The organism is Bartonella sp. AP40SXNS, assembly GCF_042195825.1.
GTDB lineage: Bacteria > Pseudomonadota > Alphaproteobacteria > Rhizobiales > Rhizobiaceae > Bartonella.
This window is the reverse complement of sequence record NZ_JBHIPB010000001.1, coordinates 16314-40452: the sequence shown is the minus strand read 5'-3', so window position 1 is coordinate 40452 and position 24139 is coordinate 16314. Positions and strand designations below refer to the sequence as shown.

Genomic DNA, 24139 nt, shown 5'->3' with positions numbered 1-24139 from the left:
TTTTTAGGAACCTTTGTCTTTATATATGGAATGAGCATATTGCATATATCTGTTTGGGTGTAACCTCTTAAAACAAGTAAATAGCCTAGTTGGAGGAAGATATGAAGTTGTAAAGGGGAAAATCAACATCCATCTTTACTGTCATTTTTTATTCGATTTTACGCATTTCAAAAGCAGTTACAGTTATATCTTTTAAATAATGGATTAAGCTTATCCTTTTATTTCTGATATTTTTTAATGAAGCCATATGTCTTCCACGTAAAACAGAATATATTTGTATTGCATATTTACGCATTTGTTAAAAAAATATTTCTCAGTACTTCTTATTTCCGATGTCGCTTATGAATGGTATAAGGATAAAGCCATTAAGCACCACCATCTTTTCGGTTATGGAGTAACAAGCTAAGGGGCAACACCATCATATTATATTTGCTAACTCTCAATGTTACTGCAGATTTTGGCACTTGAGGCGGTTTATGAGGGGCATTTTTAGTTCTTTCTTTACTGTTTTTATCTATTCGGCTTTCCCATTTGCAATATGCAAGGGGAAATGGGGTTAATTAATTGAATATAAACAGATTTTAAATGAGACAAATTTAGAATATCGAATTATCAGTCATCATAAAAATGATAAAATTATGATTGTAAATCAATATATTATATTTTTATGATGAAGGATATTTGACAGTAAAATTTGAATTTATTTTTTATTTTGAGTGCTCTGTCTAAAAATGCAAGATAGGGCTTCCGTTCTTCCCTTGTTGGTTAGTCATGGATGGATAGAACGGAGCAAAAGCTTAGCTGTTTTGTACTGCTTTTAAGTCTGAAAGTTTATGTTTTTAGGGTGAAAAATCAATCCTGTTGTTTTTTTGAAATTGTTGCAAACAATTCTATTGTGATAAATAGCGAGATTTTATTTTGGGTGTTATGTTTAAAATGCAAACTCCCGCTCTATATTTTTGCTGGTTTGTTGTGGTGGTGGGATAGAACGGGAGATTGAGTGGGTCGTTTTGTATTTGCTTTAGGTTTGAAAGCCAACATTTTGAAGTTGAGAAATCAATCCTGCTGCAAAAGTAAAACGAGAAATATTGAGATCATTTTCAATAAGGGCACTAATGCGGTTTGTAATATTATGAATATTATTTTCTTCTGTTTTTTTCCAAGTGTCAAAAGGATCTTTTTTCTTGCCATAATTTTTGAGGATTTTCATAACGATTTGCCGTAAGCTTTCGGAAACATTTTCTTTGGCTTGGCTTAGAGCCATACTATCATAATAATCTAAGATGGGAATTGTTCGACGAGCTTCATTAATGCGGTTTATACGAATGATTTGTGCAAGCGAGAAATAAATCTCTGCAGTTTTAATAAGATCACTGTTGCTTTGTTTTGCAATCAAAGAAATATCACAGATTATTGGTGCTGCTTCCAAGAGAGCCAATTGTTTTGCTAATGCTTTTGGTGCTCCTTCTTCACTGTAGTGTAGTGCTTTTTCTTCAATCTTTTGATTAATATCGTTGTTGGGAGAATGCATAAGCTCTTTTTCAATAATACTACGGGCTTGCTTTATTGTTTTTACAATTTCTTCTAGTGGACGTGAGAGATCCATGTTGTGCAAACCCCAATTGGTTGTTTCAAAGAGCATTGGGGTCATTGCTGCATAGAATTTGTTTTGGACAAGACCAGGTATTTTATTATCAAGCTTATCAATTTGATCAGACAATTGAGGAATTTCAAAACCATCACGGATGGCAATAAAAACGCGAATAATATTTTCAACCTTTTGTTGTGTTTCATCGTGTAGCCGATTAACAAAAGTAGGGCCTCCACGATTTACAATGTCATTGGCAATCAGCGTTGCGATAATATTACGACGCAATTGATGGTTAATCACTTCCTTCTTAAAATTTTCTTGAATTTGGGTTGGAAAATAGTTCAGCAAGGCTGTATTGAAATAGTGATCATCAACAATGGGGCTATTAGCAATTTCTTCTTTTAAGGTCAATTTAGCATAGGCAAAAATAACGGCGAGTTCTGGACGGAGAAGACCTTTGCCTTGGGTTGTTCTTTGTCGTAAAATTTGCTCATCAGGGAGTATTTCAACTCTGCGATCTAGAAGCTTTTTTTGTTCCAAATCGTGCATAAAGCGTATTTGATAGGGCAAATCAGTAGTGCTTTGGTTTTCCGCCAAAGAAAGAGCAAGAGGTTGTAGATAATTGTTGCGCAAGACGAGTTGCTCGACTTGAGGTGTCATTTTCTTCAAGAGCTTATTGCGATCTTCGCGGGTTAATGTTTTGGCACGTAGTGCTGATGCAAGAACAATTTTGAGATTGACCTCAATATCAGAACAATTCACACCAGCAGAATTGTCAATGGCATCCGTATTGCATCGACCACCATTTGAGACATATTCAATCCGTCCACGTTGTGTAACACCAAGATTAGCTCCTTCACCAATAATTTTTGCACGCACTTGTTCTCCGGTAATGCGTATTGCATCATTTGCGCGATCACCTACTTGAGCATCGTTTTCTGTTGCAGCACGGATATAAGTACCAATACCGCCGAACCATAAAAGATCAACCGGGGCTTTGAGAAGAGCAGAGATAATTTCAAAGGGTGTTCCTGTTTGTTTTTCAAAACCAATGGCTTGTGCTGCTTCAGGTGAGAGAGTAATGGTTTTTTCTTTTCGTGAGAAGATACCACCGCCCTTTGATAATTTGCTTTTATCGTAATCTTGCCAACTTGAGCGAGGAAGTTTAAAAAGGCGCGTACGCTCTGCGTAGCTTTCGTCTATGTTTGGATCTGGATCAATAAAGATATCGCGGTGATCAAAAGCGGCAATCAATTTTGTTTGTTTGGAAAGCAGCATTCCATTACCAAAGACATCACCAGACATATCGCCAACACCGACACAGGTGAAGGGCGTTGTTTGAATATCATGATTAAATGATTCTCTAAAATGTCTTTTGACGGCTTCCCATGCGCCTTTAGCTGTAATACCAATGTCTTTGTGGTCGTAACCTGCTGAGCCTCCAGAGGCAAAAGCATCATCAAGCCAAAAGTGGTTTGCTTGGCTGATGGCGTTGGCTGTATCAGAAAAAGTTGCTGTTCCTTTGTCTGCTGCTACAACAAAATAGGGGTCAGGGTCATCATGACAGATGATATTGTGGGGCGCACTTATTTTGCCATTAACCAGATTGTCTGTGATGGAGAGCAAAGCAGTGATAAAGTCTGTATAAGCTTGACGTGCTGCTTCTATGATAACAGCACGGTCATTTGTTTGGGGAAGCCGATGGGGATAGAATCCACCTTTTGCACCCGCAGGAACGATAACTGCATTTTTAACTTGTTGGGCTTTGACTAAGCTCAGCACTTCGGTACGATAATCTAATGCACGATCAGACCAACGAATTCCGCCACGGGCAATAGGTCCAAAACGCAAATGGACTCCTTCAACTTCCGGTCCATAAACAAAAATTTCTCGGTAAGGGCGCGGTTCAGGCAAACCTTCAATCTGGCGCGGATTTAATTTGGTGGCTAAAATACGCCGTGGACTTCCATCAGGAAGAGGCGTAAAGGCATTTGTTCGTAAACTCGCCTCTATAAGGTTACAATAACGGCGTAAAATGAGATCATCATCTAAACCAGAGACTTTCCGTAATTTTTCTTCAATGCGCTTTTGAATGACTTGTTGGTTTTTTTCCCGTTCTTTTTCTGTATGGCTTTGATGAAATTTTAAATGAAATAAAGCATAAAGATCTTGGGTGATGTCAGGATAAGCATTTAAAGTTTGGGCAACGCGATCTTGCGAATAAGGAATTCCAGCTTGTTGGAGATAGCGCCCATAATGGCGCAAAATAACAATTTCATGCCAATCAAGCTCAGCTGTTTGGGTGAGAGCATTAAAGCCGTCATTATCAGCATTTTGTGCCCAAATGGCTTCAAAGGTTTCGGCGTGTTTTTGACCGTCTTTTTCAAAATCGATACAGCGTTGGAAAGTACTTTCTAGCTGCATATCATGAAGATACACAGAGCGCCCATTGCCATCTGGTAATTCAAGAGTTTGTTCAGCAATAACGCGAAACCCCATATTTTCAAGGAGTGGTACACGTTTGGAAAGGGCAAGTGCTTCATGGCGGTGAAAAAGCCGAAGAGAAATGCACTGTTTTTCTTTGTTTTGTGCATGATAAAAGATCACGAAAAGGGGCTTTTCATCATGAAGACTTAGAATATGTCCGGCATCGTTAATAGCGTCTTCAGCTGAAAATAAATCACGATAGCTGTTGGGGAATTCACTGGCTAGACGTGTTTGTTGCTCTGTTATTTTCTTGTTAAGAGCGATGGCTTGAACCCTGTCTTCCCAACTTCGTGCAATCGAACGTACATGTTGTTCAAGTGTGGAGCGCTCAATAAGGGGAACAGTTTCGTTTCCTTTACGATGGATGATATAATAGACACGTATAAGAGTGCTTTCCAAAAATAGCGGATAAGATTCAAAAAAGTCACCTTTATAGAGCTCAACAAAATGTTCGCCAACTTTTTCACGCAGGCTGCTGTTATATTGATCACGCGGTACGTAGACAAGGATAGAAACAAAGCGCCCAAAAGAATCAGTATGGGCAAGAACCCGTAAACGTGGGCGCTCATCTAATTGTAGAATAAGTTTAGTGTTTTCTGTCAATGTATCAACATCAGAGCGAAACATTTCATCTCTTGGATAGGTTTCTAAAGCACTGATGAGTGCTTTTCCTGAATAATCGGCGTGATTGTGTCCAAGACGTTGAATAATAGTTTGGGCTTTTTCTTTTAAGAAAGGAATTTGCAAAATAGAACGTGTATAAGCTGAGGAGGTAAAAAGCCCTACAATGCGTAATTCTCCACAGAGTTGGTTTTCTTTATCAAAGATTTTAAGACCAATATAATCCAGCCAAACAGAACGGTGAATTTTGGAGCGGCTGTTCGCTTTTGTCACGATAAATAGATTATCGCTTTCCATGAAGGATAAAACTTCTTGAGGAGGCTCTTTCATGCTTTTATCGTCAACAATATGAATAGAAGCATCCGTGAGTATACCAAGTTCAATATTACTCGCTGTAAAGGATTTTAGGGGTTTTTGGTCTTTGATGAAGTTGTAAGTGCGCATACCAAGGAAAATGAAATTATCGTCCATTAGCCAGTGAAGAAACTCAATGGCCTTTTCGCCTTCTTGTTTGTAGTGCGGGGGAAGACTTATTTGGTAGGCATGAATATGCTTTTCAACTTCTTCAAGCATAGGTTTCCAGTCTTGTACAGCAGCATTAACCTGTTCAAGAACTAAGGTGAGTTCATTTTCAAGTTTTTGTATTTGCTGTTTGTTTAATGACTCGATGTGAATTTGCATCAGACTGATGCGTTTTCCAGAAGCACAATCAATAATGGGGTGTGCAATCAAATAGATATGGTTTTTGTGTTGATTAAAAACATTTAAAATAGAATCGAGAAGGAAGGGTTTGTTATCATTGACAAGCGTGATAACGGTTATAGGTCTGTTACTGCGGGTTAAATTTTGCTCAAAGCAGATGGTATTTTTTCCCGTCTGATGGAGATTAAAAGCTTTTACCGCGATGGCTGTGGCTTTTTGAAGTTCTTCATTTTCATAATAAGCAATATCTTCTTTATCGGTTTGGGCAAAAAGGATTTGTTCTATTTTATCTTGGGTGTTTTTTGTCTCTGTTTTTTTTTGTTGCAACACATTCACTCTCCCTTTTTACTCTTAGGGGTCTTTTCTTCTCTTTATTAAAAGCAGACCATTATATTTTTTATATACTGTAACACCTTCTTTCTAAAGAAAATAGCTCTTTATTTGAAAAGAATGAGTTTGTTTTTGCTATTTTTTAGTAATATTTTGTACTTTAAAGAAATATTTTTCTTCAAGGAAAAGGCATTTTTAGTATTTTTGTATGTTAATAGTTTGTTTTTTAAAATATACAAAATGAAAGTAAAAAAAGAAGCAAAAGTAAAAAAAGAATGGCGCATTTACCAGAAAGACTTTTAAGTGGTTACCAAAACTTTATAAACAATCATTTTTTATATAAAATAGCAGATTATCAGCAATTGGTGATTGAGGGGCAGAAACCTGAAGTTTTGGTCATTGCTTGTTGTGATTCGCGTGCAGTACCAGAAATGATTTTTGATGCTAAGCCAGGGGAAATTTTCACCCTGCGCAACGTGGCGAATGTGGTTCCTCCTTTTTCTCCTGATGACCAATATCACGCAACATCAGCAGCTCTTGAATATGCTGTGCAATTGCTTGAGGTGAGACATATTGTCGTTTTTGGTCATGCCCATTGTGGAGGTATTCGTACTGCTCTTAATGAGACATATAAATCTTTATTATCAAATGATTTTATCGGTCAATGGATCAGTCTTTTAGCACCAGCCGCAGAAATTGTTTTGAATAATAAGTCGCTGTCGTGGCCAGAAAAACAGACGGCATTAGAGCAGCTTTCTATTCGTCATTCGTTGAGAAATTTAGAGACGTTTCCATGGATAAAGCTTCGCAAAGATCAAGGTTTTTTGACATTGCATGGGGTTTGGTTTGATATCTCTAGCGGAAAATTATGGAGCATGGAACAGGAAACAGGTTGTTTTATGCGTGTTGAAGTTGAAAGTTTTGAAGTATAGTATTTGTTGTTTTTATTTCTTCGTATAAAAAGACATTTTATGATAAAACTTGACAAAGCTGGGGTTTTATTGTTTGAAGGAGCAAGCTTTCAGTGACAAAATTAACTTGGAGCCACCGACTGAGACCCCGGTTTAAGGGTATAAAGAGATCTCAGAGGTCAACATCCGACGGCGCGATGCGTTCTCGGATGCTATTTTGGTTTGTTTGTTATGCAACAATGAGGTAAATGATGTTTGAATCCTTGCAAGAGCGACTTGGTTCTATCCTGTCTCATTTGACGGGACGTGGCGCTTTATCGGATCAGGATGTTGTAGAGGCGCTGCGTGAAATTCGTCGCGCTTTATTGGAAGCTGATGTTGCTCTTGATGTTGTGCGCTCTTTTACCGATAGAGTTCGGGAAAAAGCTGTTGGGGCCCAAATCGTTAAATCAATTAAACCAGGCCAAATGGTGGTTAAAATTGTTCATGATGAATTGGTTCATATTCTTGGAAATGAAAGTGTTCTGAGTGATTTAAATGCACCAGCTCCTGTTGTTATCATGATGACTGGTTTGCAAGGTTCGGGAAAAACAACCACAACAGCAAAGCTTGCAAAACGTTTTACTGATAAGCACAATAAAAAAGTTCTCATGGCGTCATTAGATACACGCCGTCCCGCTGCACAGGAGCAATTGCGCCAATTGGGAGAACAGGCAAAACTTGCAAGCTTGCCTATTATTGCGGGTCAGCTGCCCGTTGATATTGCATTACGTGCTGTGCAAGCTGCTAAATTGGGTGGTTATGACGTGCTTATTCTTGACACAGCAGGACGTAATCATATTGATGAAGCTTTGATGCTCGAATTGGCTGAAATTAAAGCATGTTCCCTTCCTCATGAGATTATGTTGGTGGCTGATAGTTTGACGGGGCAAGATGCTGTTCATCTTGCTCGTTCTTTTGATGAGCGTGTAGGGATTACGGGGATTGTTTTAACACGGATGGATAGTGATGGGCGTGGTGGCGCTGCTCTTTCTATGCGTGCTGTTACAGGTAAACCAATTAAAGCAATTGGAACTGGTGAAAAAATAGATGCTTTAGAAGAATTTCATCCCAGTCGTATTGCTGATCGTATTCTCGGAATGGGGGATATTGTTTCTTTGGTTGAAAAAGCGGCAGAAACAATGGATCACGAGAAAGCTGCTGCTTTTGCAAAAAAAATGCAAGCCGGAAAATTTGATCTGAATGATCTTGCAGAACAGTTGCAGAAAATGAAAAAACTGGGTGGAATGGGCGGTATTATGGGCATGTTGCCGGGAATGGGGAAGGTCAAAGAGCAGATTGCGGCTGCGGGGTTTGATGATCGTTTGTTTGATCGTCAATTGGCCATTATTTCATCTATGACACCGAAAGAGCGGGCGAATCCAGAGCTTTTAAAACATAGCCGCAAACAACGAATTGCTAAGGGGTCTGGTACGACAGCGGCTGATATTAATAAACTTTTGAAGATGTATCGCCAAATGGCTGATATGATGAAAGCCATGGGTGGTAAAGGAAAAAGTGGTTTGATGGGAAAAATGTTGGGAGGCCTTGGTTCCAAAATGGGTTTTGGAGGCAAGGGGAATTTGAGTGGAGATTCTCCAGTTATACCTGATTTATCGGGAATGGATTTGAAGCAACTCTCAACGCTTCAAAAGCAGATTGAAAATAATGATGGAGGGAAGATTTTGCCTGGACTTCCCAAGCGTGGGCCTATATTTCCTGGTCTTTCCAATAGCATTGCCGATGGGGGAAAATTTCCTCAGCATCCTAAGAAAAAATAAGATGTAAAGAGGGAAAGGAATATGATGCAGGAAACAGTATTAAACGAATTAGCACATTTACGAGCATCCATTGATAATTTTGATGCAACCTTGATTCATATCTTAGCAGAGCGGTTTCGTTGTACGAAAGCTGTTGGGCGCTTAAAAGCCCGTTATGATTTGCCTAAAGTAGATCCTCTGCGTGAGCAATATCAGGTAGCGCGTTTGCGGCAATTGGCTATAGATAGTCATCTTGATCCTGATTTTGCTGAAAGATTTTTAAAATTTATTATCAAAGAAGTTGTGAGTCATCATGAAGTTATTGCTGAAGAGCAAAAAACAAAAAAGTCAATTTAAACGAAAGCCAGAGCTGACAATAGGAGATAAAATATGGCATTGAAAATTCGTTTGTCCCGTGGAGGTTCAAAAAAACGTCCTTACTATCATATCGTCGTTGCAGATGTTCGTAGTCCGCGCGATGGGCGGTTTCTTGAACGTGTTGGTGCATGGGATCCAATGTTGCCTAAAGATGGACCGAGGGTGAAACTTAATGAAGAACGTATCCAATATTGGCTTGGGCAAGGGGCTCAGCCAACAGATCGCGTTTTACGGTTTTTAGATGCAGCTGGCTTGAAAAAGCGTCCAACTCGTAATAATCCACATAAAGGTGAACCGGGTAAAAAAGCACAAGAACGTATAGCAGCAGCAAAGCAAGCGGCAGAAGAAGCAGAGGCAGCGGCTGAAGCAGAATCTGCTACAGCATAAGAAGCATGATTGTTTAATCAACGTGTTTTTAAAAGCTTTAGAAAAATAAATATTATCCGTTTTTGTCTATCAAAAACGGATTTTCTTTAAAAAGCTGCTTGTTTAAATCCGCACTGGTTTTTTTAATCAATGGTTTTAAAAATCAATGGCGCGGCCTTTAATTTCCCAGTCTCCATAGCGGGAAGGGTCCTTGCCACCGCGTCCGCCGTTTTCTAAAGGTTGTTCTTTTTTTGTTGCGCGTTTTCGTCTTTCTTCAGCTTCTTTAAGGGCGCGTTGTGCTGCGGGAGAAAGAGATTGCTGTTTAATGACAGTTGCATTTTTTTTGCTTGTTTTCTCATCTTTTTTATTCATTTTACACCTATTCCATTGAAGAAGCAGAAAGAAAACACCATCATATAGTATTGATTGACTTTTATCATGGAGTTTTTTGAGTAATGAATATAATGCGTACAGCTATGCTTTTGGCTTTTTTAACTGCTCTCTTTATGGGAGTTGGTTATCTTGTTGGAGGGGGTGGTGGCATGGTCATTGCTCTTTTGATGGCAAGTGGTTTAAACTTTTTTTCTTATTGGAATTCAGATAAAATCGTTTTACGCATGTACGGGGCGCGTGAAGTTGATCAGCATTCTGCGCCGGTTTACTATAAAATTGTAAGTGATTTAGCGCAAAGAGCTTCTCTTCCTCAACCAAAAGTTTATGTTATTGAGAATCCACAGCCAAACGCTTTTGCAACGGGACGTAATCCGCAAAATGCAGCTGTTGCTGCAAGTACTGGATTGTTAAAGCGGTTGAGTTCAGAGGAAATTGCTGGCGTTATGGCGCATGAGCTCGCACATATTGAGCATCGTGATACATTAACAATGACTCTAACTGCTACAATTGCAGGAGCCATTTCAATGCTTGGTAATTTTGCTTTCTTTATGGGAGGACCGCGCAACTCTTCAGAAGATTCTCATGGCGCTGGGGCAATTGGAGGATTTATTGCCTTACTCGTGGCTCCTTTTGCAGCGATGCTGGTGCAAATGGCGATTAGCCGTACACGGGAATATGCTGCGGATCGGAGAGGGGCTGAAATATGTGGTAATCCTTTATGGTTGGCTTCCGCATTGCGTAAGATTGCTGATGGGGGACGTGGGGTATATAATGAAGAAGCAGAGCATAATCCAGCAACCGCGCATCTGTTTATTATTAATCCTTTGAGCGGTGAGGGAGCCGATAGTCTTTTTTCGACACATCCAGCAACTGCAAATCGTATTGCTGCTCTTTATCGGCAAGCAGAAGAGATGAAAGGGGCTCTTGCCAAAAGTGTGGGCTGGAATAAAGAAGACGCTATACATGAAAAAAGCAGCGGGATGAACTATGGAGATTTTCATAGTGGTCAGGCTCATGCATTAGGTGAGCAAGAAAACATTTCTTTTCAGCGTGTTACAAAACGTCCTTCTTGGCTTCGTTATGAAAATTCAAAAAGATCTCGTTCATAGAGTTATTGAGGGAGTTTTTAAGGAAGCAGTAATATAAAGGTGGTGTTTTGAAACACAAAAAAGCGGGGCATGTGTCTGAAAAAAATGTTCCAGGATTAGCTGTTCGGCAGGTGTGTGTGCGCCTTTTAGGGGCGGTGGTTGATAAGTGTACGCCTCTTTCTGGTTTGACGGATAATGAACACGGACATCCACACTATTTAAAACTTTCACAACGAGATCGTTTGTTGTGTCGGGCTATTTTGATAGCTTCATTACGTCATCGAGGGCAGATTATAGCGGCTTTCTCACGCTTTTTGGCACGTCCTTTGCCTTCACAAGCACTTTCACTTCAGCATCTTTTGCATATCAGTGTCGCACAAATTCTTTATCTTGATATTCCTGATCATGCGGCTATTGATTTAGCTGTACGTGTGGCAAAACTTGATCCTCGTATGCATCGTTTTTCAGGAGTTGTGAATGCTCTTTTGCGCAATGTTGCGCGTGAGGCAGAGCTTTTACGCCAACAAGTTCCTACCATTGAAGGTGTTCCAGCGTGGTTTGGACAGCTTTTAGTGTCAGCTTATGGAACAGAAAAGGCACATCAGATTATAGCAATTCAAAGTATGGAACCCCCTCTCGATTTGACAGTGAAATCTGATAGCGTTGGATGGGCTGAAAGACTTGGCGGTGTTGCGTTGCCCAATGGTTCAGTTCGATTGAATCGTTTGGAGTGTTCTGTTTCTGATTTACCTGGCTATCGTGAAGGGTCTTGGTGGGTTCAAGATTTTGCTGCAGCCTTGCCTGCTTGTTTATTTGGGAGTATTCGGGGTAAACGCGTTGCTGATCTTTGTGCGAGCCCTGGGGGAAAAACAGCACAATTGGCTTTGCAGGAGGCAGAGGTGACTGCAATTGAGCTTTCTGCTAACCGCGTCAAGCGTTTAAAAGAAAATATGGAACGGCTTCATTTTTCAGCTCACATTTGGCAGGGCGATGTGAAAAACTTCCATCCCACACAGCTTTTTGATGCAGTTCTTCTTGATGCCCCTTGTTCTTCTACAGGAACAATCCGTCGTCATCCAGATATTTTATGGACGAAATCGAGAGATGATATCGTCAAGTTAGCGGCGTTGCAATATGATTTGCTTGTCGCAGCAATTTCTTTGGTAAAGGAAGGGGGACGTATTGTTTTTTCCAATTGTTCATTGGCAAGAGAAGAAGGTGAAGATCTTATTGAGAAAATTTTATCGATACGCAATGACATTGTTTTAGACCCTATTTATCCAGAGGAAATGGGAGCATTGGAACATTTGCTTTGTGGGGGGATGTTACGGACAACGCCTGCGGATTTTTGTCATAAAAATTTTGATGCTGAGAAAACCGTATTTTTAGGAATGGATGGTTTTTTTGCTGCGCGCTTACGAAAAATTGCTTAATTAACGCTTCATTTACAAAAATGGTCGAAATTGTATTTGATTCAGCATAAATGGAGATGAAATTTTGGCGGTTGCGGTAAAAGCTACTCAGGTAAAAGTGGCAGACTGTATCGATACGATACAGAATGTTATGCGGCGTTTATGGGTTGGACCATTGTTTCGTTGGCGGTTTTCAGGGTTTCGTCCTCATAAAATTTTAGCGCATCCCATGGATTTGCATGTAGCTGATCCAATGATGGCGCATGAATTTTATCATGGTCGTTTTGCTTTTGCTGGTCACATTGTTCATTCTGGTGCTGTTTCGCCGTTTTCATTGGTTCCACCAACGCTAGAATGGGAAGCGGCTCTACATGATTTTCATTGGTTGCGCCATATGGAGGTAGCAGAAAGTAATTTAGCTTCTGCACATGCACGCTCTCTTTTAGAAGATTGGTTTGATCATACTGGCAAGAAGGTAAAAGGGCTTGCTTGGAGTGGTCCTGTTGTGGCGCGGCGCTTGATTTCATGGATTTGTCATTCGAAAATGTTGTTAGAAGGCGCAAGTGAGCGGTTTGAAAAACGCTTTTTACGTGCACTTGGTTTGCAATTTCGTTATTTGCGCGTGACAATTTGTAGTATGGAGCACAATGATCAACGTTTACAAGCAGCAGTGGCTTTGACATTCGCCTCTCTTGCTTTGCCTGTTTCTGTGGCAGTGAAAAAAAAGGTACAAACGACGCTTATAGAGGAGCTTTCCCGTCAAATCCTAGTTGATGGTGGGCATATTTCCCGTAGTCCTGTTATTTTGCTGAATTTGTTATCGGATTTATTGTCGTTACGGCATCTTTTTATGCGTAGCAATGAAACGGCACCTCGTATTTTGATTGATTCTGTTGAGCGTATGTTGCCAGCTTTACGATTCTTTATCCATGAGGATCAAACGTTGGCCCATTTTAATGGGGTTGGTCCCCTTGTGTCGGAACGTTTATCATCACTTTTGGAGCTTGATGAAACAGGAGGGAATCCTTTTAGTTATGCCCGTTATTCAGGATTTCAGCGCTTAAAAGCCAATCAAACAACAGTGCTTGCAGATACAGGAAAGTTTCCACCCCGCTCTGTAGCACAGCAGGCTTGTTCGGGATGTTTGTCTTTTGAAATGTCTTCACAAGGGCACCGTTTTATTATCAATGCCGGTGTTAATCCTGATGGGAGGGAAGATTATCGACATTTAGGGCGTGTTACTGCAGCACATTCAACAGCTACGCTTAATGATTGTTCAGTGGGTGCTTTTTATTATAAAAATAAAAATGGCGCGCCATTTTTGTTTGATGGACCAACAGATGTTCAAGTGTGCCGTATAGAGGATTCAGAGAAGACGGGTTTTATTGCGAGTCATAATGGTTATGTGAGACCCTTTAATCTTATTCATGAGCGTGGTCTTATTTTGGCGACAAATGGAGATACGATCGAAGGTTTTGATCGCTTTTTTATGCCAAATAAAGGGGGAAAGAGACACAAGAGTGTGCAAAATGAACAAAATCATGTTGCTGTTCGGTTTCATCTTCATCCACAAGTTGAAGTTAACTACGATGGCAAACGTGTGTGTTTAGCCGTAAAGAACGAGAATGTGAAGAGCGAACAAGTATGGTATTTTATATCGCCTGACGCAGATATTTGTCTTGAAGATTCGATTGATTTTGCAGAATTAACAGGTCCACAACGGACACAACAGATTGTTTTATATTTTCGTCCTGCATTTCAGGAAAAAGTTCGTTGGCGTTTTATCCGTAAAGCGTTTGATAAAAAATTAGAACATTGTTCCAACCCATAGTATATTGCGTTTTATCTTGTGTGTCGCAAAACATTATTGTTTATTGTAGTAATATTCTCAAAATTTGAAGATCATATCAATTTTATACACGAAGCATTTTTTTGGAGTATGGGTTGGATGTTTTTAGGCAAGGTTTGCTCATAGAGTTTCATGAGGTGATGCTAAAAGGGATTGGCTTCAGAAAAAAAGATTTTTGAAAGACCATTGTTGACAGATGAGTACTAGTTAAGGATTTTGATCCTTTAAAGATATGGAGAGAAAATTAAGCCGTTGCTTATCTTCAATAAGTTCTTAAGTGTGCTGTTGGGATCAATATTTCTCTCTGAGAGAGTTGCATTAATAGGATTACGCTCTTCACGAAAAACAGAGCGCTATTGTATATTCACGGACTTATTTTAAAGAAAAATCCATTAACGCTTCCAAGCCTATTTTGCGACGATGCCCGTGATAGGTATAACGGTAAATCCATTAAGCACCTCCATCTTTACGCTTATGAAGGAGCAGCTCAGCACTATCACACTATTGATCAGTGTCCAATGTTTGTAACAAGCTCTTGGCACTAGAGATGGTTCATAAGAGGCATTTTTAGCCTTTTCTTAATAGCTTTTATCCATACAGCTCCCCCGCTTGTAACGTGCAGGCGAATGGTTTTGGTTGATTCAACATATATAAATTTGAAATGGAAGAATCTTACGGTGTTCGGGGTTCTCATTTAATATGAATAACGCTAAATTATTATTATAAATCAAAAGTTGTATATCAAAGAAGCACCGAAAATTCGAGAAATGATACACAGCAATGGCCAAGAAAAACAACACTTCTGCTCTTTGTTACTATACTAAAAATGAAGTCATAATAACAAACCACAAAATGCATGCTTTTTCATAGCAAAGCATTCTCTCAAATATCTCAAACAACTTTCATAAAGATTTACGCGAATAACGTCGTGCAATTGAATCAATATCACCTCGACAAATTCCAAGATCGCTGAGTTCATATGTTGAAAGACGACTTAACGCATTAACGGTTCGACGATAACGGCGCCAATTACTATAAAAACGTAGAATATTCATATCCTCTACTCAAACTTTTCATTACACTCTTTAGTTTAAGAATAGAGTATATTACTAAAAAGAGTTGTGTTATAATATCATAGCAGGTATGCATCTACATACAAGATAATACCCCTTTAACATTTTCCTCATGCGAAAGGGTAACCATTAAAAATATCAACAAGAACATCTTATCCCTAACCAATGGCTAAATTATGTGCATTTTCTGCGGTGATAAACTTCTTCACGTGTAGATTCTTTGGATTGAATAACTGCTTCCATTTCAACAGTTATCAATAGTCATACGATAATTATGAAAAAGTCCTTGAAACCTTTGTTTCATACGAAAAGAAAAGCAGCAAAATTATTAATGGCGGAAGTGACGTGTTCCTGTAAAAACCATCGCTAACCCCTGTGCATCAGCAGCGGCGATAACTTCTTCATCACGCATGGAGCCTCCTGGTTGAATAACTGCTGTTGCCCCTGCTTCAGCTGCTGCTAATAAACCATCTGCAAAAGGAAAAAATGCATCTGATGCAACAACAGATCCTTTTGTGAGAGTTTCTGTTAAGCCTGCTCTTTGCGCACTTTCTGCTGCTTTACTTGCAGCAATTTTGGCTGAATCGATGCGGCTCATTTGTCCAGCTCCAATTCCAACTGTTGCACTATTTTTCGCGTACACAATAGCATTCGATTTAACGTGCTTTGCTACACGAAAAGCAAATTGAAGATCACGCATTTCATCTTGAGTTGGGGTCCGCTTTGTCACTACTTGCAATTTAAGATCATCGACTACCACGTTATCACGTGATTGCACTAAAATGCCTCCCGCTAATGTTTTAGCAAGAAGTCCTCCACAACGTGGATCAGGAACTCCACCTGTAATAAGCAAACGAAGATTTTTTTTCTTGGCAATAATTTCACGTGCCGCCATTGTGGCATCAGGAGCAATAATCACTTCTGTAAAAATTTTAACAATCTCTTCAGCACATTCTTCATCAAGGGGCTGATTTAAAGCAACAATTCCACCAAATGCCGATACATTATCACACATAAGAGCTTTCAAATAAGCTTCTTTCAAATTTTCTCCTTCCGCAACACCACAAGGATTGGCATGTTTAATAAGAGCGACAGCAGCGGTTTTTTGCGGATCAAACTCTGCCACAAGTTCAAAGGCTGCATCTGTATCATTCAGGTTGTTATAAGAGAGCGCTTTGCCTTGTAAAAGTTTTGCTGTTGCAATACCAAAACGTTTTTCATTATTGCGATAAAATGCTGCCTGTTGATGTGGATTTTCTCCATAGCGCATAACACTTTCAAGATGACCAGAAAAACTCTGCCACGATGGAGTTTCAATTTCTAAATCCCGTGCAAACCACGATGCTATTGCCGTATCATAAGCAGCGGTGTGTGCATAAGCGCGCATTGCTAGCTGATGACGCATAGATAAGCTTAAACATCCATTATGCTGCTTTAATTCAGCTAGAATCGAATCATAGTCGTTTATCGCTGTTACAACACCGGTATAAGCATAATTTTTTGCCGCTGCGCGAATCATTGCCGGTCCGCCGATATCAATATTTTCAAGAATTGTTTGATTGTCGGCGCCGGATTGGGCTGTCTCTTCAAAAGGATAAAGATTCACAACTAAAAGATCAATTCCATGAATGTTGTTCTTTTCCATAGCATCTTTATGGCTAGGGTCTTCTCTTACCCCTAACAAAGCACCATGAATCAAAGGGTGGAGTGTTTTAACACGCCCATCCATTATTTCAGGAAATCCGGTAACTTCAGCAACATCTTTTACGGGTAAACCAGCCGCTATGAGGGTTTTGGCTGTTCCTCCTGTTGAAATCAATTCAACATTGTAAGTAGCGTTAAGAGCTTGTGCAAAAGCAACCACACCCGTTTTATCAGACACAGAAAAGAGAACACGACGAACCTGATGAAGATCAGGTATGGGAAAATTTTTGGCAACAACACCCATAACAGCAGCCTTAAAAATGAAAGAGTTAAAATTCTAGTAAAACAAGCTTATACGTTTATAGCATAAGCCTTTAGCAAAATACATTGAAAGGATAAACTGTCTTTTTAGAATATAGGATGACTCACCTTTTTCTATTATTCTGTAAAAACCTCTCATTTGAGGTGTGATGATAGGTATAAAAGTCTCATTGAGACATTAAATGTTTTTTTGTTGCTTATAACTCAACATCTCACCTTCATAGCAGTTTTGAAACAAAAATGCATCCGTATGTTCTCTGCTATATTAGCCTTTATACTAGATGAAGGCGAAAGTATTGCATATATCAATTGGAGTAATCTCTGAAATGGGAAATAATCTAATGAAGCAAGAATATAAAATTATAAAGGCAAAAATGGGTGACTATCTTTCCTATTATTTTTAAATTTGACTTTATGTTTTTCAAAAGCGTTATGACAATTCTTTTTAAGAGTGTGGCGTAAATCTTTTGTGGATGGTATAAAGTTCATTGTATGCCTATGATCTTTAATTTAACAAAGGCGCAAGTTGGTAGCTTTTATTCTCTTTATCAGTTTTCAAGATTCTAAAAATTTTTGTTACTTGAGATGGAAGAGGTATTTTTTTAGTTTTTTTGCCGTAGCAGAAAAAGAAAACCTCCTAACACACCAGCAGCTAAAATAAACCACGTGATTGCATAAACGAGATGATTATTTCGAAAATGGATAATCGTAAGACCAGCAACGGGAAGGTTTGCTTGTGGGGTTGTTTTTTTCCCGGCATCAATGAAATAAGGGGCAACAGTGGACAAACCAAGTTTTTGTGCCATAGCGGGGAGATCGCGCGTATACCATAAATTTTTGTCAGGATTATTTTTGCGTGGAAAAAATCCATTTTTTTCACTCATGCGTAATAAACCTATGATCGTTGTTTGTTCTGTGTCCGTGGTAGAATGTTGCTGAGATGGAGTATTTGTATCCAATTGCTCTGAGTTTTGAAAATTGTTACGTTCATCCATGGGGATAAAACCACGGTTGATAAAGGTCAATGTATTGTCATCAGTGGTTTGTAAAGGAGTCAAAACCCAATATCCCGTAGTATTTTGAGCGGTAGCCGTGACCAAAATATTTTTATCTGTTAAAAATTTTCCCGTGATAACAACAGGTTGATATTCATATTTTTCAAAAGTAACATCTGCCCATTGATTTTTGGGGGGGGCTTTTATGGGGGGCAAATGAATGCGCTGATTGGTACTGGTGATAAGATTTGTTTTCCAGTTTAACCGTTGTACTTGCCATATACCTAATGCACTGAAGAGAAGAAAAAAACAAATACATAAAGTTCCAAACAAAAAAGAAGAAAAACGGTTAGGATTTTCTTGAAGCTTTGTCATGGGGGACTCTTGTTTACTCATGATTTATATTTCCTTTCAGGACAATAAGCTTTCATTCTAACATGGTGTGACTTTAAAAAAACATTTTGTACGCCTTATTGCAGAAAAAGATGAAAAATGCTCCCATAAGAGATGAAAAAGGTTTTATAAAAGACTTGACCTTTTGTTGTCGACCCCCTATTAGAAAGAAACTTCCCAATGATGCCCGTTCGAGGTAGTGTTGTGCGTGCTTTACGTTCATTCTATCCTTTGGGTATAGGGATTTGAAAGTTTCTTAGAGTTTTAAGGGTGAAGTTTATGTCTCGTGCATGTGAATTAACAGGGAAGACGGTTCTGTATGGTAATAATGTTAGCCATGCAAATAATAAGACTCGGCGTCGTTTTTTACCAAATCTTTGCAATGTGACATTGATTTCAGAAGTGTTACAGCAAAGTTATCGCTTGCGCATTTCTGCAAGTGCGTTGCGTTCTGTTGAGCACCGCGGTGGTCTTGATGTTTTTTTAATGAAAGCAGACGATAAAGAGTTGTCACAACGTGCGCGTTTGTTAAAACGCCAAATCATTAAGAAGAAATCTGAGCAAGAAGGTGAGAAAAAAGCTGAGCAAGCAGCGTAATTTTTAACGTCATTGTTTCCGGCTTTTTTCTTTTTGATCGCTCTGTTTTATTGGTTCCATACCCCAGGTTAAAAAAAATGTCTTCAAGCGGTCTTTTATTAGAACAGCAAAGAAAAAGGTATGTTGTTTTTTCTATTTTTGCAATGTGCCTTGCTGTCACGGCTTCTAATATTTTAGTTCAATATCCTGTCTATTGGTTTGATTTGAATGAGCTGTTGACTTATGGGGCTTTTACCTATCCATTTGCTTTTCTGATTAATGATTTGACCAATCGTTTTTATGGTCCATCTGCTGCGCGGCGTGTGGTTTATGCTGGTTTTTTTGCGGGTGTCTTTGTTTCTTGGGTATTGGCGACCCCACGGCTTGCAATTGCCTCTAGTCTGGCATTTTTATTTGGGCAACTCCTTGATATTATTGTTTTTACTCCGTTGCGACGTAAAACATGGTGGAAAGCGCCTTTAGCAGCAGCATTGGTTGGTTCGGCTTTGGATACAGTGCTGTTTTTTTCTCTTGCTTTTTCTAGCTTTTTTGCCGTTCTTGATAGGATAACAGGCTATGCTGATAGTTCTCTAGTGGAGAGTACTGTTTTGGGAGGGATAGGCATGCCAGTTTGGCTCTCACTTGCTTTTGGTGATTTTTCGGTAAAAATTGTTATGAGTCTGTTGATGTTGATTCCTTATGGGACAATTCTTAACATTATAAAGCTTCCTCTTTATCGAGGGCATTCAAAGGATGCTTCCTCTTTTGTTTGTAACAAATAATAGTCTTTTTGTTTTCCTGAAGCCAAGAAAATTGTACGCTATATTTAGTATGGCAAGTTATTTATAATGATACTTTATCATTTACCAACTTAAGTAAGAACTCTAACACAAAATACTTTTCTTCTTTCAAAACTCTCTTGTGAGGAAGAAATAGAGTCATTTGTTTGTATCTCACAAGAAGGCAATGTGAATAAAATTGTTTGAGAAGGGGCTAAATATACTTTTTACGAGCGGTTTAAGGTGAAAAAAATTATAACTTATTTTCATTAATAGATTAAAATGATAATTATGTTTTTCATTTGAGTGAAAAAGTCCAATATCATAAACTTTTACGCGTTTTAAATACTCTTATTATTGAGTGAATAAAAATTATTTATTTGTCTATGTTACAAGAGAAATTGGCGTGGAGACAACGCCATTTGAAAAGGAAATACTTCTTATGAAGAGCTTTAATGCAATAAAAGTGCAATATTAGACGCTGGAAGTATACTGATTGACCTTAAAATATTGGAAGCTTGAAAATAGGTTTCTGCTGTTGGCTTTTCGCTTGTAAAGCGTAAAGGATGATTGCGGATTCTACATTATGCTATATATGGGTACTGTCGTGAAATCGGCTTGGAAGCAAGGAAGAATGTAAGAGTGCGGATAAGATATATAATGGTGTGTGCTTTTTTCGTGAATGAAGCAATATTCTTTTTTTCGTGTTTTTTCTTATATTTTATGTGAGTAAAGGTTTTTGCTTTTATTAATGAGATGGGAGCTTATGTTGATCATTCACTCGTGGAGAGTACTGTTTTGGAATGGTTATGAAGTGTCAGTTTTGCTTGTCGTTTGCTTTTAGCAATTTTGCCGAAAAATCGCTATGAATCCATTTATGCTGATTCTTTTATAAAATAACTCTTAGTGTTTAAAACAGCCTCTTTGGATTATTCTTCTTGTCTGTATCATAAATACGAATTTTATCATTTTGTGTTACTGAAGATGAAAGGTTAAGTATTATATTTTCTATGAGAGCAACATTTTAAAGCTATGTCTAGTGGAGATATTTTTCTATATACGTGTATTTCAATATTTAAATATAACGAAATAACACAAGATCGAGACAAAAACGGGTGATTATTCAGTCTTTTAATTTGAATGACACTTTGGGATATGGTCGTAAATGGAGAATTCCAAGTAAAACTTATCCGTTGCAATAAAACCGGAAAGTAAAAACAAACTCATTATAATTTTTGAAGATGGTTGGAGCATTTCTTTTAGAATTCATAATGCATCCAGTAAAGTAGAAGCCTTCCTTAAAGTTCGATATTCAATTTGTGGGATTATCTTCTCAGGTTTTTAGCCATCAAATTCCGATGGTTTAATGATAGAAATAATTTTTTAAAATGTAATCGTTGTTGATTCAAGGAAGGCTTATTTCTTATAACTATGAGGACTTTTATCACTAAAAAGTACTTCTAATTGTTTTGTTATAGCGTCGGCAAGTTCTTCAGCATTCATAATTGTTACAGCACGTTGATAATAACGTGTTACGTCATGACCAATTCCAATGGCAATGAGTTCGATGGGGGAATGGGTTTGGATTTCTTGAATCACTGCACGTAAATGTTTTTCTAGATAATTGCTGGAGTTGACCGATAGTGTCGAATCGTCAACAGGAGCACCATCAGAAATGACCATAAGAATGCGACGTTGTTCACGCCGTAATAAAAGGCGTTGATGTGCCCAAATCAAAGCTTCTCCATCAATATTTTCTTTTAATAATCCTTCTTGCATCATCAAACCTAAATTGCGTCGTGCGCGACGCCATGGGGTATCAGCACTTTTATAGATGATATGGCATAAATCATTAAGACGTCCAGGATTATGGGGGTTGTTTTGGGCAAGCCATTGTTCGCGTGATTTTCCTCCTTTCCAAGTTTTAGTGGTAAAACCTAAAATTTCAACTTTGACACCACAACGTTCAAGAGTTTGTGCCAAAATATCGGCACAACTTGCAGCAACGCTAATGGGACGTCCGCGCATTGAACCAGAATTATCAATGAGGAGTGAAACAACCGTGTCTCGAAATTGGGTATTACTTTCTATTTTAAAAGAAAGGGGTTGTGTTGGGTCGATAATAAGGCGTGGAAGTCGTGCTGTATCAAGATATCCTTCTTCAAGGTCAAATTTCCAGTTGCGATTTTGTTGCGCCATCAAGCGGCGCTGGAGACGGTTTGCTAAACGTCCAACGATGTTTTGGAGATGATTGATTTGCTTATCAAGATAACGGCGTAAGTGATCTAACTCGTTTTCAGAACAAAAATCTGTTGCTTCCAAAATTTCATCAAATTGACGGGTGAAGATTTTATAATTGCCAAGTCTTTGCATTTGTTCCGAATCGGAAAAAAGGTGTTGGGGTTTGTGCGGCTTTTCTTGCCAAGGTCCATTTTTTTGCTCGCCGTCAGCTTGATCATTGTTGTTTGATTGTGTCGCTTGTGTTTTTCCTTCGTCTTGCACATCACTTTCTTGTTCAGTGCTGGTTTGTTCTTCACTTTGAGCGTGTTTTTTGTTTTTACTCTCTTCTTCTGCTTGGTCTTGAGGTTCATATTCGTTTTTTAATTTTTTATTGTTTTCATTGGCAGAAGCTTCACCCTGTTGTACTGTCATTTTGAGTGTAACAAGCATTTGGCGAACGATTTGTGCAAAAGCCTGTTGGTTGTAAATATGATGTGTAAGTTCATTAAGCTCTGCTGCGGCTTTTTGTTCGAGTTCTTGACGCCACAATTCTAAAACAGGGCCTGCTTCTTTTGGGGCAGGGCGCTTTGTTACTTTTTCACGCAATAAAAGTGCAATCGCTTCTTGGATGGGAGCCTCACTTTGGTTGCTAATCTTATGATAATGGGCTCTCTTGTATTTATCGGCGAGCATGACATCAAGGTTCTTTGCAAGCCCCTCCATGGTTAACGTGCCAATTGCTTCCACACGTGTTTGTTCGAGAGCATCAAAGACAGCACGTGCTTCTGATTCTAGTGGAGCAAATTGCATGTGAATGCGGTTGTCATGCCATGCTTTGCGAAGAGCCATGGAATCACCTAATCCGCGGGTAATGGTGATGTCTTTATTCGTTGCGTATTGAGGTAATTCTGGTAAACGTGCACAACTTTCGCTCAAAGATGGTCGGTTATGACTAAAGGAAACTTCAAGGTTGTTTGTGCCTGCAATCGCACGCATACAGGTGGAAAGTGCTTTTTTAAAAGCTTCAGTATTAAGAGTGTTGTTGGAAGAATCTTTTGCTGGATTTTTGTTGTCACCAATATCGGTAGCCATGAGTGACAGATTCCTTAAGGCGAAACACCATGAATGAGTGATTCGGGAAGCTCTTGTCCAAAGGCGCGTTGATAAAATTCTGCAACAGTGGCACGTTCGAGTTCATCACATTTATTGAGAAAGGTTAATCGGAAGGCAAAGCCGACATCTTGAAAAATTGTTGTATTTTCTGCCCAAGTAATGACGGTACGTGGACTCATGACAGTTGAAAGATCTCCATTGATAAAAGATTGGCGTACCATATCAGCAACATGAACCATTTGTGAAATTATCTTTTTTCCTTCAGTCGTTTGAAAGGATTTGACCTTTGAACAAATGATATTAACCTCTTTATCATGGGGTAAATAATTGAGTATCGTAACAATAGACCAGCGGTCCATTTGAGCTTGATTAATTTGTTGGGTACCATGATAAAGACCGGTTGTATCGCCAAGACCAATGGTATTTGCTGTTGCAAAAAGACGAAACGCTGGATGTGGAGAGATGACACGGCTTTGATCAAGTAAGCTTAGTTTTCCAGAAGTTTCAAGAACGCGTTGAATGACAAACATAACATCGGGACGCCCCGCATCATATTCGTCGAAAACAAGAGCAATATTATTTTGATAAGCCCATGGCAAAATGCCCTCTTTAAATTCAGTGATTTGTAAGCCATCTTTTAAAACGATAGCATCTTTTCCTACAAGATCGATACGACTTACATGACTATCAAGATTAATGCGAAGACAAGGCCAGTTAAGACGTGCAGCAACTTGTTCAATATGCGTTGATTTCCCTGTACCGTGATAGCCAGAAACCATTACACGGCGGTTAAAGGTAAAACCTGCGAGAATCGCTAAAGTTGTTTGCTGATCAAAAAGATAATCAGGATCGATATCAGGAACATGGGGACTTTTTGTGCTAAAAGCAGGGACTTTCAGATCTGTTTCAATATGAAATAGATCGCGAGCACAAAGTGTAATATCGGGCAAATTTTCAACGGTAAGATTTGTCATTATGTTTCTGGAAGGGAGAGGACGCTATTTATTCATTAGAAACGATACAAGAGTTAAAGTATTTATGCAATGCTCTATAATGAGAGCCTTAGATATTAAAGAAAGATTTTTTTACGTATTCTAT

General features: G+C 38.9%; 16 protein-coding genes and 1 pseudogene. 10 read left to right on the top strand and 7 right to left on the bottom strand.

Annotation, left to right across the window (positions count from 1 at the left end; translation table 11 throughout):
- Positions 1-1021: 1021 nt before the first annotated feature.
- On the bottom strand, positions 1022-5731 hold the full coding sequence (locus ACFILZ_RS00175; protein WP_375609947.1) for an NAD-glutamate dehydrogenase: 4710 nt from the start codon (positions 5729-5731) through the stop codon (positions 1022-1024).
- 275 nt (positions 5732-6006) lie between these two features.
- On the opposite strand from ACFILZ_RS00175, the gene ACFILZ_RS00170 reads away from it, so the two are divergent.
- From ACFILZ_RS00170 to rpsP, 4 genes and pseudogenes are all read left to right on the top strand, one after another.
- Positions 6007-6663 (top strand): carbonic anhydrase, encoded by a 657-nt coding sequence (locus tag ACFILZ_RS00170; protein WP_375606034.1) that lies wholly within the window; start codon positions 6007-6009, stop codon positions 6661-6663.
- A gap of 230 nt (positions 6664-6893) precedes the next feature.
- Entirely contained in the window at positions 6894-8462 is a 1569-nt protein-coding gene (gene ffh / locus ACFILZ_RS00165) for a signal recognition particle protein (protein WP_375610052.1), read from the top strand.
- A 24-nt stretch (positions 8463-8486) separates the two neighbouring features.
- A pseudogene (locus ACFILZ_RS00160) lies at positions 8487-8815 on the top strand (chorismate mutase).
- A gap of 16 nt (positions 8816-8831) precedes the next feature.
- Complete coding sequence (gene rpsP, locus ACFILZ_RS00155) at positions 8832-9206, top strand: 30S ribosomal protein S16 (RefSeq protein WP_375606033.1); 375 nt, start codon at positions 8832-8834, stop codon at positions 9204-9206.
- A gap of 135 nt (positions 9207-9341) precedes the next feature.
- On the opposite strand, the gene ACFILZ_RS00150 is transcribed toward rpsP, so the two are convergent.
- Complete coding sequence (locus tag ACFILZ_RS00150; RefSeq protein WP_375606032.1) at positions 9342-9557, bottom strand: DUF1674 domain-containing protein; 216 nt, start codon at positions 9555-9557, stop codon at positions 9342-9344.
- 83 nt (positions 9558-9640) lie between these two features.
- Here ACFILZ_RS00150 and htpX point away from each other — a divergent pair, with 83 nt between their 5' ends.
- From htpX to ACFILZ_RS00135, 3 genes are all read left to right on the top strand, one after another.
- Positions 9641-10687 (top strand): zinc metalloprotease HtpX, encoded by a 1047-nt coding sequence (gene htpX, locus ACFILZ_RS00145; RefSeq protein ID WP_375609946.1) that lies wholly within the window; start codon positions 9641-9643, stop codon positions 10685-10687.
- Positions 10688-10734: 47 nt separating this feature from the next.
- The gene (locus ACFILZ_RS00140; protein ID WP_375606030.1) at positions 10735-12099 is read left to right on the top strand and encodes an RsmB/NOP family class I SAM-dependent RNA methyltransferase; all 1365 of its coding nucleotides are present in this window, start codon (positions 10735-10737) and stop codon (positions 12097-12099) included.
- Between the two features lie 64 nt (positions 12100-12163).
- Positions 12164-13909 carry a heparinase II/III family protein gene (locus ACFILZ_RS00135; RefSeq protein ID WP_375609945.1) on the top strand — a complete coding sequence of 582 codons (1746 nt, stop codon included), beginning with the start codon at positions 12164-12166 and terminating at the stop codon, positions 13907-13909.
- Between the two features lie 920 nt (positions 13910-14829).
- Here the strand turns inward: ACFILZ_RS00135 and ACFILZ_RS00130 are convergent.
- The 3 genes from ACFILZ_RS00130 to ACFILZ_RS00120 form a co-directional block, all read right to left on the bottom strand.
- On the bottom strand, positions 14830-14982 hold the full coding sequence (locus ACFILZ_RS00130) for a DUF1127 domain-containing protein (RefSeq protein WP_273790070.1): 153 nt from the start codon (positions 14980-14982) through the stop codon (positions 14830-14832).
- 346 nt (positions 14983-15328) lie between these two features.
- The gene (gene purH, locus ACFILZ_RS00125; protein WP_375606028.1) at positions 15329-16948 is read right to left on the bottom strand and encodes a bifunctional phosphoribosylaminoimidazolecarboxamide formyltransferase/IMP cyclohydrolase; all 1620 of its coding nucleotides are present in this window, start codon (positions 16946-16948) and stop codon (positions 15329-15331) included.
- 619 nt (positions 16949-17567) lie between these two features.
- Positions 17568-18356: an SURF1 family protein gene (locus tag ACFILZ_RS00120; protein WP_375609944.1), complete on the bottom strand. Its 789-nt coding sequence runs from the start codon at positions 18354-18356 to the stop codon at positions 17568-17570.
- Between the two features lie 276 nt (positions 18357-18632).
- Here ACFILZ_RS00120 and rpmB point away from each other — a divergent pair, with 276 nt between their 5' ends.
- From rpmB to ACFILZ_RS00105, 3 genes are all read left to right on the top strand, one after another.
- On the top strand, positions 18633-18950 hold the full coding sequence (gene rpmB / locus ACFILZ_RS00115) for a 50S ribosomal protein L28 (protein WP_375606026.1): 318 nt from the start codon (positions 18633-18635) through the stop codon (positions 18948-18950).
- Between the two features lie 77 nt (positions 18951-19027).
- Positions 19028-19711 (top strand): VUT family protein, encoded by a 684-nt coding sequence (locus ACFILZ_RS00110; protein WP_375609943.1) that lies wholly within the window; start codon positions 19028-19030, stop codon positions 19709-19711.
- A gap of 1195 nt (positions 19712-20906) precedes the next feature.
- Positions 20907-21053: a HaeIII family restriction endonuclease gene (locus tag ACFILZ_RS00105; RefSeq protein WP_375610051.1), complete on the top strand. Its 147-nt coding sequence runs from the start codon at positions 20907-20909 to the stop codon at positions 21051-21053.
- A 71-nt stretch (positions 21054-21124) separates the two neighbouring features.
- Here ACFILZ_RS00105 and cobT read toward each other — a convergent pair whose 3' ends face one another.
- The gene (gene cobT / locus ACFILZ_RS00100) at positions 21125-23020 is read right to left on the bottom strand and encodes a cobaltochelatase subunit CobT (protein WP_375609942.1); all 1896 of its coding nucleotides are present in this window, start codon (positions 23018-23020) and stop codon (positions 21125-21127) included.
- Between the two features lie 14 nt (positions 23021-23034).
- Positions 23035-24015, bottom strand: a complete 981-nt coding sequence (gene cobS, locus ACFILZ_RS00095; RefSeq protein ID WP_375608469.1) for a cobaltochelatase subunit CobS — start codon at positions 24013-24015, stop codon at positions 23035-23037.
- Between the last annotated feature and the right edge of the window lie 124 nt (positions 24016-24139).